Source organism: Georgenia phoenicis, assembly GCF_047302425.1.
Lineage (GTDB): Bacteria > Actinomycetota > Actinomycetes > Actinomycetales > Actinomycetaceae > Oceanitalea.
Map to the genome: position 1 here is coordinate 147082 of NZ_CP154855.1, position 15328 is coordinate 162409.

The following is a 15328-nucleotide window of genomic DNA, read 5'->3' on the forward strand; positions in this document are numbered from 1 at the left end:
TCCCCGTCCGCACCGCCCTACCGGACGGTGAAGCCCTGCTCCCCCTGCGGGTCCTCGACGCGCACGGAGACGTCCTCGACCCGGGCGGCGGGCGGGCCCTCGTGCAGCCAGCGCAGCACCTGGTCGACGGCAGCCTCCTCCCCTTCGAGGACGGCCTCGACCCGGCCGTCGGGCAGGTTGCGCACCCATCCGGCCACACCGGCGCGCTCCGCCTGCGCGGCGCAGGCCATCCGCATGCCCACGCCCTGAACCCGTCCGGTGACGGTCACGTAGCAGCGCCGCATCTCACTCCTCCTCGGCGAGCACCCCGGCAGTCTGGCCGACGACGCCGGCCATCCACCCGGCGTCGGGAACCGCGGCGGCGTCCGTCGCCGCGATCTGGACGACGACGGCGTACCCCTCGCCGTCCCCTGACCCCAGGTACCACGAGCCTGCCATCTCCCCCGGCGCGCTGCCGCCCTTGAAGGCGACGTCCTCCCACTCCTCGGGGAGCTCGACGCCCGGGTTGAGCGCGAGGATGTCGAGCACCGTCTCGTCCCCGGTCTCCTGGAGGGCCGCGTGGGCGCGGCACAGGTCCTGGGCCGTCGCGAACCAGTCCAGCCCCTCGGTCCACACGACGTCGCGCGCGAGGGCCGGGTCGAGGGCCACCTCCCCGCCGGGCAGCCCGGCGAGGATCTCCTCGCGCCCTGCGGCGTCGGCCGCGGCCCACCGCTCGCGCAGCCCGCGGTCGGTGAAGGCCAGCTGGAAGAGCTCGCGCGTGGTGACGACGGGTGTGAGGAGGGCGGGGTCGTGGTGGCCGAGCCGCTCGACAGCCGTGAGCACGGCCTCGCGCCCCACGGCGTCGATCAGGAGGTCGGTGGCGGTGTTGTCGCTGATCGAGATCATCAGCTCGGCCGCCTCACGGACGCTCACCTCGTGGCCGGCGGGCTCCTCCTGGAGCGTGCCGGAGGGCAGGGAGCGCAGGTCGTCGGTGAGCGTGAGGGTGTCGTCCCACGCGAGGGTGCCGTCGGCGACGGCCTGGCGCACGGCGTCGAGCACGTAGAGCTTGACGATCGAGCCGATGGGGCGTGCGACGTCGGACTCCCGCTCGTGCAGCGGCTCGCACGTGGCGCCGTCGGCGACGAGGACGGAGGTCTCGGCGTCGAGGCCGGCGAGCGCGGCGTCGAGGTCCGCGAGGGAGGCGACGTCGGGGACGGGCCGGGTCGCCTGGAAGAAGAGGGTGGTCATCCGGCCGTCGGCGTCGGTGGCGACCTGGAGGAGCAGGCGTCCGTCGGCCGCCGCGAGGGGAAGCTGCGCGGCGTCCTCGCTGCCGTCGTAGCCCTCGACGACGTAGGGGCCACCCGCCCGGAGCTGGCCGAAGACGGCGGCCACCTGCTCAGCGGGGACTTCCGCGAGGAAGGCCTCGGCGAAGCGCTCCCGGGCCTCCTCCGCGCTCGGGCCCTCGTCGGCAGCGAGCTGCTCGAGCACCCAGGCCGTCGCCTCCCCGACGCGCGTGTCGGGCAGCGTGACACCGTCGGCGAGGCTCACCTCCTCGGTGGGCGCGGACGACGACGGCGTCTCCTCCGGCTCCCCCGACTCACCTCCGCCGCACGCGCCGACGAGAAGCAGCAGCGCGAGCGCCGCCGGCATGACCTGTCGTCTCCCCCGAGTCATGGTCACGATCCTCCCAGACGTCTGCGAGGATGCGGCCATGTCCCACCTCGCCCCGCCCGCGCCGGACGTCCTCGGTGAGCCGTGGGTCCAGCGCCGCATGACCCTGCGCCCCACACCCGACGAGCCCCGGCCCGAGGCGGTGCTCGTCCACCGGCGTGAGGCGACGAGCCGGCAGGCCGTCCTCTACCTCCACGGCTTCACCGACTACTTCTTCCAGGCGAAGCACGCCGAGCGCTGGGTGGCGGCGGGGATCGACTTCTACGCGCTCGACCTGCGCACGAGCGGGCGCGCGATCGGCGAGCGCAGCCGCCCTGGGGACGTGCGCGACCTGCGCCACCACGACGAGGAGATCGGCCTCGCGCTGGACGCGATCCGGGCCGACGGCCACGAGCAGGTCGTCCTGCTCGGGCACTCCACCGGCGGGCTCATCGCCGCGAGCTGGGCCGACCGGCACCCCGGGCAGGTGGACGCCCTCGTCCTCAACAGCCCGTGGGTCGAGCACAACGGGCCGTGGACCGAGCGGGTGCTCCTCACCCCGCTGGTCCGGCTGCTCGCCCGGTGGCTGCCGAGCGTCGTCGTCGGCCACCTCGGCGACCAGTACGGCCGCTGGCTGCGCGAGCAGGGCTGGGACTACGACCTCGCGTGGAAGCCGGTCGAGGGCTTCCCCATGCGGGCGGGCATGTTCGCCAGCGTCCGCCGCGAGCACGCCCGCCTGGCCCGCGGGCTGGCCGTCGATGCGCCGGTCCTGCTGTGCTGCTCCACCCGCTCCGGCTCGCCGTCCGCGCCCACCGCGGAGGAGCTGCGCAGCGCCGACTGCGTCCTCGACGTGCGGCACATGGTCGACCGGGCGCCGCGCCTGGGCCACGACGTCAGCGTGGTCCAGGTCCACGGCGGGGTCCACGACCTCGCCCTGTCCCCCGCGCCGGCCCGCGAGGCCTACGAGCGCACCGCCGTCGAGTGGGTGACGGAGCGGCTCGCGGCCTCGCGCCGGACCTAGCGGACCGGGCCGGGAACCGGGCCCTCGCCGTCGTCGTCCGTGCCACGGACGGTGGTGCCGGACGCCTCGCCCGCCTGCCGCACGTCGTCGACCGCGCGCTTGACCTCGATGTCGACGGTGTCGCGCAGGGTCGAGTTCTTCATGAGGACCGCGGCGACGAGGGCGAGGACGGCGAGGACACCCATGATGAGGAAGATGAGGTCCATCCCGTCGCCGTAGGCGCTGCGGACGATCGCCTCGACGTCGTCGGGCAGGGACGCGACGTCGAGGCTCCCGCCGCCGCCGGCCATGTCCGTCGGCAGGCCCGCGTCGGCGAGCCGCGAGACGAGCAGCGTGGTGATGTGCGCGGAGAGGACGGCACCGAGCACCTGGACGCCGATCGCACCGCCGAGGGAGCGGAAGAAGGCGACGGCGGAGCTCGCGGCGCCCATGTCCTTGAGCGCGACCGTGTTCTGGACGGCGAGGACGAGGTTCTGCATCGAGGCGCCCTGCCCGACGCCCATGAGCGCGAGGTAGATGCCGACCAGCCACAGGGGCGTGTCGACCCCGACCGTCGCCATGAGGACGACACCCACGGCCTGGATCGCGATGCCGCCGACGACGTAGCGCTTCCACGTGCCGCGCTGGCTGACGAGGCGGCCGGCGATCGTCGAGGCGATGAAGACGCCGAGCATCATCGGGACCATGAGCAGGCCCGACTCCGCGGGCCCGTAGCCGCGGCCGATCTGGAAGTACTGGCCCAGGAACACCGGGGCGGCGAACATGACGGTGCCGACGGCGAAGCTCGCGACGATGCTCAGCGCGGTGGTGCGCTCGGTGATGATCCACATCGGCACGACCGGCTCGGCGGCGCGCAGCTCGACGAGGACGAAGGCGACCGTCCCGAGGATCGCCCCGCCGACCATCGCGGCGGACTGCCAAGACACCCACGCGAAGTTCGTCCCGACGAAGGACAGCCACAGGAGCAGCAGGGTCACCGAGAGGATGATGAGCGCCGAGCCCCAGTAGTCGATCTTCGGCTTGCGGCGGGTGCTGGGGGGCACCTCGAGGCGGCGGTGCAGCACCCAGATCGCGATGAGCGAGAACGGGATGGCGCTCCAGTAGCACCAGCGCCAGCCCAGCCACGGGGTGTCGACGATGACGCCACCGATGAGCGGGCCGGAGACGGTGGCGACCGCCATGACGGCGCCCATGTAGCCGTTGTACCGGCCGCGCTCACGCGGGGAGATGATCGTGGCGATCGTCGTCTGGACGAGGGCCATTTGCGCGCCCATACCCACGCCCTGGATCGCGCGGTAGGCGATGAGCGTGCCGGCGTCCTGCGCGGAGCCGGCGAGGAGGGAGCCGAGGCTGAACAGCCCGATCGCCAGGAGGAGGAGCTTCTTCTTGTCGAAGAGGTCGGCGAGCTTGCCGAAGATCGGGGTGCTCGCCGTCGAGGCGAGGAGGGCCGCGGTGACGATCCACGTGTACTGCAGCTGGGTGCCGCCGAGGTCGGCGATGATGACGGGCAGCGCGTTGCCGACGATCGTGCCCGAGAGCATGGCGACGAACAGCGCGAGCAGCAGGCCGGTGAAGACCTTCATGACCTCGCGGTGCTTGGCCTCCTCCTCCGGCGTGCGGCGGCCGGGGCGGGGCATGCGGTCGGGGCGCGCCATCAGCGCGTCACCTCCTGGGCCGCGCCGAGCAGGCGGGACACGGTGCCGAGCACGTCGTTGAGCTGGGCGACGTCGGACTCGCTCCAGTTCGCGAGGGCGGCCTCGAGATGACGACGGCGCAGCTCACGGATCCCGGTGAGCGCCTCCTCACCCGTGGGCGTGAGGCGCAGGAGCGCGGCGCGCGCGTCGGCCGGGTCCTGGCGGCGCTCGATGCTGCCGTCCTGCTCCAGCGGGCTGACGTGCCGGCTGACGACCGAGGGGTCGACGAGCAGGTCCTCGGCGAGGTCGGCGATGCGGCACTCCCCCTGCCGGGCGAGAGAGGCGAGGACGGCCACCTGGGAGGCGGGTCGGCCCGACTCGCGAGCAAGGCGGACGGTGAGGTTGCGGTGGCGACGGGTGAGGTCGGCCAGGGCGTCGATGAGGCCCTCGAGGCCGTCGTGCTGGGCTGCGGTCACGATGACCCACGGTAATTCTTACATGCAGCATGCATCTATCCCTGAGCACGGTGAAGTCGCCCACGCCCGGGACCAAGGTCCCCTCTCGCGCCCGCTCTCGCGAACAGCGTGTCAGTGGTTGCGCAGGGCCTTGATGAGCTCGTCCTTGTTCATGCTCGAGCGGCCCTCAACGCCGATCTCGCGGGCGCGGTCCTGGAGGTCGTCGACCGTCCAGTCCTCGTAGGACCCGGACTGGCCGCCCTTCTCCCCCACCTCGCTGCGCGAGCTGTTGGCCGCCGCGTTGGCGATGCGCGCGGACTTCTCCTTGGAGTTCCCCTCGTCGCGCAGGGACTCGTAGAGCTCCTTGTCCTTGACGCTGGGGCCGGGATCCTGCTTGCCGGGCATGTGCCGCCTCCTTCTCGTCGGGGCTCCCAGCATCCGCCCGTCCCGCCGTCCCTGCACCCGCAGCATGTCCACCCGTCGGTGGACACGGCCTCCACCCCGGAGCGGACGGCGACGGCGCACGATCAGTCCCCCGCCCGACGCGCCGCGGGTGGCCGCGGCCGGACGCTGGAGCCATGACAGCCCACGCCCCCACCCCGCCGCCACCCAGCACCGTCGCGGTGCCGGTCCTCAGCGCCCGTCAGCTCACCAAGACCTACGGGATGACGACGGCGCTGGCCGGCGTCGACGTCGACCTCCGTGCCGGGGAGTCGGTCGCCGTCATGGGAGCCTCCGGCTCCGGCAAGACGACGCTGCTCCACTGCCTCGCCGGGATCGTCCGCCCGAGCAGCGGCCAGGTGATGCTCGCGACGAGCCACGGGCCCGTCGTCGTCAGCTCCCTGTCCGACGCCGAGCGCTCCAGGCTGCGCCGCGAGCGCCTCGGCTTCGTCTTCCAGGAGGGCCTGCTCATCCCCGAGCTCACCGCCGTCGAGAACGTCGCGATGGCGCTCATGCTCCAGGGGGTCGGGCGGCCGGCCGCCGAGCACCACGCGGCCATCTGGCTGCAGTACCTCGGCCTGGCCGGGATGGAGGACCGCCGCATCGGCCAGCTCTCCGGCGGGCAGGCCCAGCGCGTCGCCATCGCCCGCGCGCAGGTGACCGGTGCGGAGGTCGTCTTCGCCGACGAGCCCACCGGCGCCCTCGACAGCGACACCTCCCGCGAAGTCATGCAGGCCCTGCTCCATGCGACCACCGGGGCGGGCCGCACGCTCGTCGTCGTCACGCACGACGAGACGGTCGCCGCCCAGTGCTCGCGCGTCCTGCGCCTGCGGGACGGGCGCGTCGTCGGGGACTCGCGCTCATGAGCACGACGACGACACCCCCGCCCCCGCCTCCCGCCGGCGGCGACAACGGCGTGGTGCTCCCGGTCGGGATGCTGCTCGCCCGCCGCGGCAGCGCCCGCTCCGCGGTGCTCCTCCTGCCGGTCGTCGCCTTCGCCGCGACGACGGCGCTGCTCCTCATCGTCCTGGCCGGCGCGCTGTCCTTCCTCCAGTGGGAGGACAGCTACGCGCTCTCCTACCAGCTCTTCGCGGCTCTCGCCGTCGTCCTGCTCGTCGTCCCCCTCGCCTCCCTCGGCGGCGCCGCGGCGCGGCTCTCGGCCCGGCGACGCGACGACCGCCTCGCCACGCTGCGCCTCCTCGGGGCGACGACGGCGACGGTCGCGAGGATGACCGTGCTCGAGGCCGCGATGGTCGCCCTGACCGGGGCGCTCGCCAGCGTCGTCGGGTACGTCATCCTCGCCCCCTTCGTCCAGCTCATCCACTTCCGCGGGGAGCCCATCGGCAGCGCCTTCTGGCTGGCGCCGTGGGTCGTCCTGCTCGCGGTGGCCGCCGTCGTCCTCCTCGCCGCGGTGAGCGCCGTCGTCGGCCTGCGGCAGGTGAGCATCTCCCCGCTCGGCGTCCGGCGCCGGACGGACGTGCCGAAGCTCGGGTGGGTGCGGCTCGCCGTCAGCGTCGTCGTCATCGGCGGTGCCGCCCTGGCGATGCAGGGCAGCTACGCCGACCTCGCCGTCATGATGGCCGTCCTCCTCGGCGGCTTCGGGGGCGTGCTCGCGGTGCTCAACGTCCTCGGCCCGTGGGTGGTCGCGCGGCTCGCCCGCCGGCAGCTGCGCCGGGCGCACACCCCGGAGCAGCTGCTCGCCGCCCGCAGCATGGCGCAGTCCCCCAAGGCGGTGTGGCGGCAGGTGAGCGGGGTCGTCATGGCCTGCTTCATCGCCGTCGTCGCCGGCAGCGGGATCGCGGTCATGGGGATGACGGCGGACATGAGCAGCCGCGACGACCAGCTGCTCCTCGTCGACGTCCAGACGGGCATCCTCATCACGCTCGTCGCCACCTTCCTCATGGTCGCGGTGTCCGCCGGGGTCACCCAGGCCGCGGAGGTGCTCGACCGCGCCGAGCTCTACCGCAGCCTCGACCGGCTCGGGATGCCGGAGGGCACGATGGTCGCGGCGCAGCGCCGCACCGTCATGAAGCCGCTCGTCGTCGTCACGGTGATCTCGGTGGCGGCGTCGGCGACCCTCGTCCTGCCGCTCGTGGGGATCGCCGTCGTCACGGCACCGGTCTCCGTCCTCGTGACGGCCGCGAGCATCGTCGGCGGGGTGCTGCTCGTCCGGCTCGGGGTGACGACGTCCCGCACCGTGCTGCGCGGCGTGCTGGCCGAGGGGAGGGCGTGATGGTCCCCATGCCGGTCGAGGAGGTCGAGCACCGGCTGCGCCGGGCGCTCCTGCTGCTCGCCGCCTTCATCCTGGGCTGCGCGGTGGTCGCGGCGCTCGTGGCCACCGGTCTCGGCGGCGTCTGGCGGGACGTCTACGAGTGGCTGTCGGCCCAGCTCACCGGCGACGCGCTCGGCTGAGCCGCTACGCGGGGTGGACCTGCGGCAGGCCGGTGGGCAGGCCGTCGATGCTCACCCGGTTCTTCTGCTGCTGGTAGGCGCGGATGGCCTCCGGGCTGCGCCTCTCCGACCACGAGGGCATGAGGGTGCGCTGGTCGACGTAGTCGTAGAGCGGCACCCCGAAGCCGCAGGAGGTCATGACGAGGTCCACCTCGAGGTCGAAGACGTTGCGGGCCCCGCCCATCGGCGGGAAGTGCGCGAGCGCCTCCTCCCAGCCCGGATCACCCTCGTGGATGGCAACGGCGGTGCCGTAGAGCCGCATGATGAGCGGCTTGCCCTCGAAGGCGCAGAACATGACGGTCATGCGGGGCGAGTCGAGGATGTGGGCGGCGGTCTCGTTGCCGCTGCCCGTGCCGTTGAGCCACATGACCCGGTTGGGGCCGAGGACGCGCAGGGAGTCCAGGCCCTTGGGGGACACGTTGACCCGGCCGTCACGCGCCGCCGTGCCGACGAAGTACATGTGCTGACGCTCGATGAAGGACCGGTGCTCCGCGGAGATGCTCGGGAACTGCTTCGCCATGCCGCCAGTGTGACAGGCGCGATGACCTGAACCACACCTCCTCACCGGCCTCCCGCGGCCGCCGATGGGTAACGACAGGGGCACCCCGTCCCCGGAGTCGTTCCCCCTGGAGTACCTGTGTTCCGCCGTCTCACCCGCGCCCTGCTCGTCACCCTCACGGCGCTGGGCCTCCTCGCCGCCGGCGTCGCGGCGCCCGCGAGCGCCCAGTCCTCCGGCGGCTCCGGCGGACCGCTCAGCGACCGGCTCGACGTCCCCTTCTCCTCCAGCGGCTACCGCTCGAGCTACCACATCTTTGCCCGCGGCCTGGACTGGTCACGGCCGGTGGGCCTGCTCGTCTACACCGACGGCTCCGCCGGGTACGGGATCGACAACCCGAACAACGACCACCTCCTCGACGCCGACGGCGGCAACGGGCTCGTCGCCGTCGCCCGCAAGCACAACATGGTGCTCCTGACGCCGGAGGCGCCCGGTCCGGACTGCGACGGCGCCGACAACTGCTGGTTCGACGTCGCGCACGGCCCCGGCAAAGCGCGCTGGTCCTCCGACCTCGTCTCCCACGTGAAGTCGCAGTACAACATCGACCTCGACCGGATCGTCATCGGCGGGTACTCCTCCGGCGCCCAGTGGACCACCCGGTACTTCCTGCCCGCCCACGGCGAGGCGCACTCGGTGGACCTCGCCGTCGCGATCTCGTACGGCGGGGCGCCGATCAGCACCCCCCGGTTCTCCGCCGGGTACAAGAGCTCGACCGTCGTGTCCTTCGACACCGGCACGGCCGACCACGAGGCGATCACCGCCCAGCGGTGGGGCGCCCGTGGCGGCTACGACTGGTACCGCAAGGCCGGCTTCCGGACCGACGCGACCTGGCCCGCCGGCCTGGGCCACGTCCGCCCGGGACACTTCCCCCGCATCATGGACCGCGAGATCACCCAGCACCTGGGAGCGGCCCCGGCGGCCACCTCCGCCGTGGACGGCGGGGTCGGCGGCTCGGGCAACACCTACCACCTGGCCGACGACTTCTCGGGTCGGGCCAGCCACATCTTCCCGTACGGGACGGGCGTCAGCCGCACCTACGTCGGCGACTGGGACGGCGACGGGCGCGACACCCTCGCCTACCGGGTGGGCCGGGCCTTCCACATCCGCGACACCAACACCGCCGGCAACCCCACCCGGGTGATCCACTACGGCCGCGAGGAGGACGCCGTGCACGTCGGCGACTGGGACGGCGACGGCGTCGACACCTTCGCGGTGCGCCGCGGCAAGGAGTACCACGTGAAGAACTCCGTCGCCGGCGGCCAGGCGGACCGCGTCATCCACTACGGACGCCCGGGCGACACCGTCCTCGTCGGCGACTGGGACGGGGACGGGCGCGACACCTTCGCCGTGCGCCGCGGCCGGGTCTACCACCTGAAGAACTCCCTCAACGGCGGCAACGCCGACCACGTCATCGCCTACGGCCGGGAGGGCGACGACGTGTACGTCGGCGACTGGGACGGCAACGGCCGCGACACCCTCACGGTGCGCCGCGGGCGGGAGTACCACGTGAACAACGCGATCCGCGGCGGCAACGCGGACCGCGTCGTCGTCTACGGCCACGTCGGTGACACGACGCTGGTCGGCGACTGGGACGGCGACGGCACGGACGGCATCGGCATCCGCCGCTGAGCTGGCGTCAGACGGGCGCGGTCGGGCCGCGCGGGCCGGCCGCGCCCGTTGCGTCATCTGCGCCCGGAACGAGAAACGGCCCCACCGGAGTGGGGCCGTTTCTCATCGCTGTCTCAAGCGAAGCGCGCCCGGAGGGACTCGAACCCCCAACCTTCTGATCCGTAGTCAGATGCTCTATCCATTGAGCTACGGGCGCATGACCCCGGAGGGCCGAGAACGAGCATAGCCGTCAGGCTCCGCAGGGGGAAATCCCAGACCCCCTCCCGATGGCGTGAGTTCCGACACGCGAGCACGTGCCTCAACCGGCCGCTCCCGACGGCGGGTGCCATCCGTCGTCGTCGCGGATCGAGCGCATGATGCGCCTGTCGATCTCTCGCAGGCTGCGGCGCTGGGCCTGTGTCAGCGGCTCGAGCACGAGGCGCCGGACCGTGGCCACGTGGCCCGGGGTCGCCTCGTCGACCTTCTGCACCCCCAGGTCGGTGAGGTGGGCGAGCGTGTAGCGCCCGTCGGTGGGGTCGGTCGTCCGCCGGAGCCAGCCCTTGGACTCCAGCCGCGCCGCCGCCCGCGACAGTCGGGACAGCGTGCTGTTGGCGTAGCCCGCCAGGACGCTCATCCGCAGCGTGCGGTCCGGGGCGCCGGCGAGCGCGTACATGACGCCGTACTCGAAGTGCGTGAGGCCGGCCTCGCGCTGCAGCTGGGCATCGAGCGCAGCCGGCAGCCACTCCAGGACGGTCGCGAGGGAGGCCCAGGTCTCGAGGTCCTCACCGCTGAGTGCGGCGGTTTCGCTGGGCTCCGACATGGCAGCAGGGTACGTGACCCGAGCATGCCCACACGCCGCGATGACTTGACTGGGAAAGCGACGCGTCCGTAGCGTTCACTTGCTTGAGCAAGTCAATCAAAACGTGAGAACGGTGTGAGTCATGGATGTGCAGCTGTCGGGAAAGACCGCCTTCGTCAGCGGGTCGACCCAGGGGATCGGGTACGCGATCGCGGAGGCGCTGCTCCGTGAGGGAGCCTCGTGCGTCATCAACGGCCGTGACGGCGACCGGGTCCGAGCCTCGGTGGCCGCACTGCAGGCCACCGTCCCGGGTGCGGACGTGTCGGGCACCGCCGCGGACTTCACCGACCCGGAGCAGGTGGCGGACCTCGTGGCACAGCTCGGTGAGGTCGACATCCTCGTCAACAACGTCGGCCTCTTCGAGGTCGCACCGTTCGCGGAGGTGTCGGACGAGGACTGGCAGCGCTACTTCGACGTCAACGTCATGAGCGGCGTCCGCCTCTCGCGACACCTCCTGCCGCGGATGCTCGACAGGGGCTGGGGCCGCATCCTGTTCGTCGCGAGCGAGTCGGGCGTCAACGTGCCCGCCGACATGGTCCACTACGGCGCGACGAAGGCGGCCATGCTGGCGCTGGGCAACGGCCTGGCCAAGCTGACGAAGGGCACCGCGGTCACCGTGAACTCGATCCTCGGCGGGCCGACCTACTCCGACGGCGTCGCGGAGGCGGTCACCGAGCTGTCCGAGGCGCAGCGTGTGCCGCAGGCCGCCCTGAAGGAGGCCATCGCGGCTGGGAACCAGACCTCCCTCCTCCAGCGGTTCATCGAGCCCGCGGAGATCGCCCACCTCGCGACCTACCTGGCAAGCCCGCTCGCCTCGGCGACCAACGGCGCGGCGGTGCGCGCCGACGGCGGGGTCCTCACGACCGTGCTCTGAGCAGGCGCGGTGCCCCGGACGTCACTGCCGACGCCCGGGGCACCACTCGTCTCAGGCCGCGCCGGCTCCTGCCCGACGGCGCACGACGAGTCCCGTCACCACGGCGAGCGCCGCGAGCAGCACGAGTCCCGCCACGGCGGCGCCGGTGGTGGGCAGCCGGATACCACCGGCCGCGGTGTCTCCGCCCGCCGCGTCGTCACCCGCGCCGCCGCCGGCGACGTCACCCGGCCCTGCGCCGTCGTCGTCGGTGCCGTCCGTCGGGTCCTGCCCGGGTGTGCTGGGCTCGTCGACGACGGCGGGGAGGACGGTGGGTGCGGAGGTGACGACGTTGCCGTCGTCGTCGGCCACGCGGGCGAACCACAGCTGGTCGACGTCGGCCGCTGGAAGCGGAACCGCGACGGCTTCGCCCGGGGCAGCGGTGACCGGAGCGAGCTCCGTGGCCGGGCCGGTGACCGCGAAGACCGTGGGCCGCAGCGTCGTCGAGCGCACGAGGTCCACCTCGACGACGAACTCCTCGTCCGTCGCGTCGTAGCGCGCGTTCGCCCCGCGGAAGGGCGGCTCGTCGTAGCGCCACGCCTCGAAGGTCTCGAGCGACGGGGAGTAGGCGTTGACGGCCATGAGCCCGGCGTCGAGGTCGAGCTGGAGCAGCCGCTGGAAACCGGTGTCGCGGTCGAGCAGGTCCGCGCGGGTGACGGCCGGGTCGGCCTCCTGCGTGGAGCGGTAGCCCTGGTAGTCGGCGAGCATCTCGACGACCGTGCGCCCCGACGCACCGACGTTGCTGACGGCGACGACGTCGCGCGCCACCTCCGTCGCGTCGGTCTGCTCACCGGTCACCGGGTCCCCGTACATCGTGGAGACACCGTGGTAGTGGCCGCCGAGGACGAGGAAGACGTTGTCGTTGGGCGCGACGACGGTCTCCCACACCGCGGTGCCGGTGGCGGTGTAGCGGTGCTCGACGCTGTCGCGCTCCCCGCTCGTGTGCAGGTAGGAGTGGACGGCGAGGACGACGCTGTGGTCCGGGTGTGCCGCCGCCCGCTCGCTCGCCCAGGCGAGCTGCTCGTCCGAGGGCCGGTAGGGCAGGCTGACGACGAGGAAGTCGGTGCCGCCGGCGGAGAAGTAGTCGGTGTGCGCGGAGTTGTCCCCCGGCGCCCACGCCTCCCCGTACCAGGGCTGGCCCTCGTACATGCTCACCGGGAAGAACTCGTTGTACTTGTCGTTGTTGTGGCCCCACATGTTGTCGTGGTTGCCGGGCAGGACGCCGTTGGGGATCTCGGCCTCGTTGAGCAGGCTCATGATGTCCTGCGCTGCCTGGAACTCGCGGTCGGCGCGCTCCTCGGCGTGGTTGCCGTTCATCCAGTTCTCGATGATGTCGCCGGTGAGCGTGTTGTAGCCGATGTTGCGGGCGTCGGCGTTGGCGACCACCCAGGTGACCATCTGGCGGAAGACGTCGCGGAAGCCCTCGGACAGGAACTGGGTGTCGGTCATGTGGTTGATGGCGACGTCGTAGCGGCCCGGGTCGACGAAGGCGTTGTCCTGGACGCCGACCTCGTCGATGAGCCCGCCGCTCGTGCGCGGGCCGTCAATGACCATGACGTGCGCAACGCCGTCGACGACCGCCGACGCCGGCACCTCGCCGACGAGCGTGACGTCACCGTCCGCGGACGGCACGGCCCCCTCGAGCTGCTGCCACGCGCCGTCCGCCCACAGGAGGAGCTGGAGCTCGTTGCGCGGGGTGGCGGTGCCGGTCCACACGACCTCGACGGGACCGTCGGCGGGCACCTCGAAGCGGTGGAAGGGGAAGCCGTCGGTGCCGGTGACCTCGCCCGCCTCCGGGACGACCTCCTCGCCGGGCACCTCGAGGGTGGCGGGGACGGCGTCGGGGCTCACGCCCTGACGGACGACGACGTCGGGGTCGCGCAGGTCCGCGACGCGGGCGGTGACGGTGAGGGACGTGCCGCCGTCGTCCGCCGTCGTCACGACGGCACCGTCCTCGCCGCTCTCGACGGCGGGGGTGGCGGGGACGCGGTCGGTGTCGACGCTCACCGGGTCGAGCTCGCCCGCGAGCGGGACGGTCGGGTCGACGTACTCGGCGTCGCGCAGCTCGCCGGGGGTGCGCTCGGCGGTGACGACGAAGTCGAGCTCGTTGTCGCCCAGTGCCTGGGCGCGGGTGTAGCTCTCGCCGAGGTCGTTCCGCGTCCACCGGCGCGTCTCCTCGCCGAGGCGGCACGGGGTGTACTGGTCGACCGTGACGTCGTAGGAGGCGAGGGCGTCGACGAGGCGGCCCTCGGCGTCGGTGATGTACATGCCGTAGCCGGCCGTCTCGTCCAGGCCGGTGGCGTAGACGCCGTCGGCGAGACCGAGGAGCGCGGCCGGGGCACCGTCGGCGACGCCGAGGTAGGTCTGGCCGGGCTGCAGGGTGACGCCGAGGTCGGCGATCTGGACCTGGGCGCCGATGCCGGGCTGGCCGGTGCCGGTGCAGCGGTAGGCGCTCCACCCGGACAGGTCGACGGGCTGGCTGCCGTAGTTGCCGAGCTCGAAGAACTCGTCCTCCGTGCCCGCGGGGCCGGCGGGGGCGACCTCACTGAGGCGCACGTCCTGCAGGCCGGTGAACCCGGGGGCCGGGGCGTAGTCGGTCGTGGGGTCCTCGGTCCCGGGGGTCCGGGTGGCGGTGACGACGAAGTCGGTGCTGTTGTCCCCGGTGTCCGAGACCCGCTGGTAGGTGGTGCCGTCGAAGTGGTTGAGCTTCTCGTCCACCGGGGAGCCGGCGGTGCACGGGCTGTTGCGGTTGCTGTAGACGCCCACCCGGTCGACGATCTCGTCCGCGGCCGTGAGGAGCGTGACGCCGAAGTCGCGCCAGTGCATCGCGGTGCCGTAGGTGACGTCGGCCTCCGCCGCGTAGGCGCCCTCCGCGTGCGCGGCGAGGTAGCTGTCGCCGGGCGCGAGGACCGAGCCGTCCGGCAGCGCGCCGATCTGGAGGTACTGGGTGCCGTTCTCGCCGCAGCGGAAGAGCTGGTAGCCGCTCATGTCGACCGGGGCGTCGCCGTAGTTCGTGATCTCGACGTACTGGTCGGTGGTGCTCTGCGAGCCGCTGCTGTTGAGCTCGGAGAAGCGCAGCCCGTTGTCGACGGTGGCGACGTCGTGCGCGGTGACGTTCGGGGCGTCGACGGTGCGGGGCGCGACGACCCAGTCCTGCTCGATGTCGCCGGTGTTGCCCACGCGCTGGTGCGACTCGTCCAGGCGGTGCTGCAGGCCGCGCTGCAGCCACTGGCCCTCGACGTCGCAGTCAGTGGCGATGTCCTCGTGGTAGAAGCCGATGGCGTCCACCCGCTGGCCGCTCGCGTCCTCGATGAACGCGCCGAAACCGAACTCGTGCAGGCTCGTGTCGAAGTAGGAGTCGGCGGCGTAGCCGGAGCCCTCCCGCGCCGTCGTGTACTGGTCCCCGGGCTGGAGCACGGTGCCGGCGGCGACGACGGCCTGCGGCCCGTACCCCCCGCCGGTCTGCCCGCAGCGGAACACCTTCCACCCCGAGATGTCCATCGGGGTGTCGCCGTAGTTGGTGAGCTCGATGAAGTTCTTCGACGAGTCGCGGTTGGCCTGCGTCGTGGCGCCCGCGCCACCGTTGGCGACCTCGCTGATGAGCACGGGCGACCCCGGCTCGATGTCGTAGCGCATGGGGAGCAGCGCGGCTGCCGGGAGCGCGGCCCCCAGCGTCACCGCCCCCGCGGCGCCGGCCGCGAGCAGCGCGCGGCCGGCGCGGGAGAGCCGGTCCTGTCGACGGAGCATGACGTCCTTTCGGTCGT

General features: G+C 72.7%; 14 protein-coding genes and 1 tRNA gene. 6 read left to right on the top strand and 9 right to left on the bottom strand.

Annotated features, from left to right (window positions below; genetic code table 11):
• Positions 1–17: 17 nt before the first annotated feature.
• On the bottom strand, positions 18–284 hold the full coding sequence (locus AA0005_RS00815) for an acylphosphatase (RefSeq protein WP_413451540.1): 267 nt from the start codon (positions 282–284) through the stop codon (positions 18–20).
• A 1-nt stretch (position 285) separates the two neighbouring features.
• A complete protein-coding gene (locus AA0005_RS00820) occupies positions 286–1653 on the bottom strand; it encodes a Cpe/LpqF family protein (protein ID WP_413451541.1) in 1368 nt (455 codons plus the stop codon).
• Positions 1654–1690: 37 nt separating this feature from the next.
• On the opposite strand from AA0005_RS00820, the gene AA0005_RS00825 reads away from it, so the two are divergent.
• A complete protein-coding gene (locus tag AA0005_RS00825; RefSeq protein ID WP_413451542.1) occupies positions 1691–2650 on the top strand; it encodes an alpha/beta hydrolase in 960 nt (319 codons plus the stop codon).
• Here the strand turns inward: AA0005_RS00825 and AA0005_RS00830 are convergent.
• From AA0005_RS00830 to AA0005_RS00840, 3 genes are all read right to left on the bottom strand, one after another.
• Entirely contained in the window at positions 2647–4305 is a 1659-nt protein-coding gene (locus tag AA0005_RS00830; RefSeq protein WP_413451543.1) for an MDR family MFS transporter, read from the bottom strand. The genes AA0005_RS00825 and AA0005_RS00830 overlap by 4 nt on opposite strands.
• A complete protein-coding gene (locus tag AA0005_RS00835) occupies positions 4305–4760 on the bottom strand; it encodes a MarR family winged helix-turn-helix transcriptional regulator (protein WP_413451544.1) in 456 nt (151 codons plus the stop codon). The genes AA0005_RS00830 and AA0005_RS00835 overlap by 1 nt, the downstream gene beginning before the upstream one ends.
• Positions 4761–4871: 111 nt before the next feature.
• Positions 4872–5144, bottom strand: coding sequence for a Rho termination factor N-terminal domain-containing protein (locus tag AA0005_RS00840; RefSeq protein WP_413451545.1), 273 nt, complete (start codon positions 5142–5144; stop codon positions 4872–4874).
• Between the two features lie 173 nt (positions 5145–5317).
• Between AA0005_RS00840 and AA0005_RS00845 the strand changes: the two genes are divergently transcribed.
• From AA0005_RS00845 to AA0005_RS00855, 3 genes are read left to right on the top strand one after another with little or no spacing between them, the layout of a single operon-like run.
• Positions 5318–6046, top strand: coding sequence for an ABC transporter ATP-binding protein (locus AA0005_RS00845; RefSeq protein WP_413451546.1), 729 nt, complete (start codon positions 5318–5320; stop codon positions 6044–6046).
• Positions 6043–7413 carry an FtsX-like permease family protein gene (locus tag AA0005_RS00850; RefSeq protein ID WP_413451547.1) on the top strand — a complete coding sequence of 457 codons (1371 nt, stop codon included), beginning with the start codon at positions 6043–6045 and terminating at the stop codon, positions 7411–7413. The genes AA0005_RS00845 and AA0005_RS00850 overlap by 4 nt, the downstream gene beginning before the upstream one ends.
• Complete coding sequence (locus AA0005_RS00855; protein WP_413451548.1) at positions 7413–7592, top strand: hypothetical protein; 180 nt, start codon at positions 7413–7415, stop codon at positions 7590–7592. The genes AA0005_RS00850 and AA0005_RS00855 overlap by 1 nt, the downstream gene beginning before the upstream one ends.
• Positions 7593–7596: 4 nt before the next feature.
• Here the strand turns inward: AA0005_RS00855 and AA0005_RS00860 are convergent, their stop codons facing one another.
• Positions 7597–8151, bottom strand: a complete 555-nt coding sequence (locus AA0005_RS00860) for a pyridoxamine 5'-phosphate oxidase family protein (protein ID WP_413451549.1) — start codon at positions 8149–8151, stop codon at positions 7597–7599.
• A gap of 117 nt (positions 8152–8268) precedes the next feature.
• Between AA0005_RS00860 and AA0005_RS00865 the strand changes: the two genes are divergently transcribed.
• The gene (locus AA0005_RS00865; RefSeq protein WP_413451550.1) at positions 8269–9816 is read left to right on the top strand and encodes a hypothetical protein; all 1548 of its coding nucleotides are present in this window, start codon (positions 8269–8271) and stop codon (positions 9814–9816) included.
• A 123-nt stretch (positions 9817–9939) separates the two neighbouring features.
• Here AA0005_RS00865 and AA0005_RS00870 read toward each other — a convergent pair.
• A tRNA-Arg gene (locus AA0005_RS00870) sits at positions 9940–10012 on the bottom strand.
• Positions 10013–10114: 102 nt separating this feature from the next.
• A complete protein-coding gene (locus tag AA0005_RS00875; protein ID WP_413451551.1) occupies positions 10115–10615 on the bottom strand; it encodes a MarR family winged helix-turn-helix transcriptional regulator in 501 nt (166 codons plus the stop codon).
• A 121-nt stretch (positions 10616–10736) separates the two neighbouring features.
• On the opposite strand from AA0005_RS00875, the gene AA0005_RS00880 reads away from it, so the two are divergent.
• Entirely contained in the window at positions 10737–11528 is a 792-nt protein-coding gene (locus AA0005_RS00880; RefSeq protein ID WP_413451552.1) for an SDR family NAD(P)-dependent oxidoreductase, read from the top strand.
• A 51-nt stretch (positions 11529–11579) separates the two neighbouring features.
• Here AA0005_RS00880 and AA0005_RS00885 read toward each other — a convergent pair whose 3' ends face one another.
• A complete protein-coding gene (locus AA0005_RS00885; protein WP_413451553.1) occupies positions 11580–15311 on the bottom strand; it encodes a lamin tail domain-containing protein in 3732 nt (1243 codons plus the stop codon).
• Between the last annotated feature and the right edge of the window lie 17 nt (positions 15312–15328).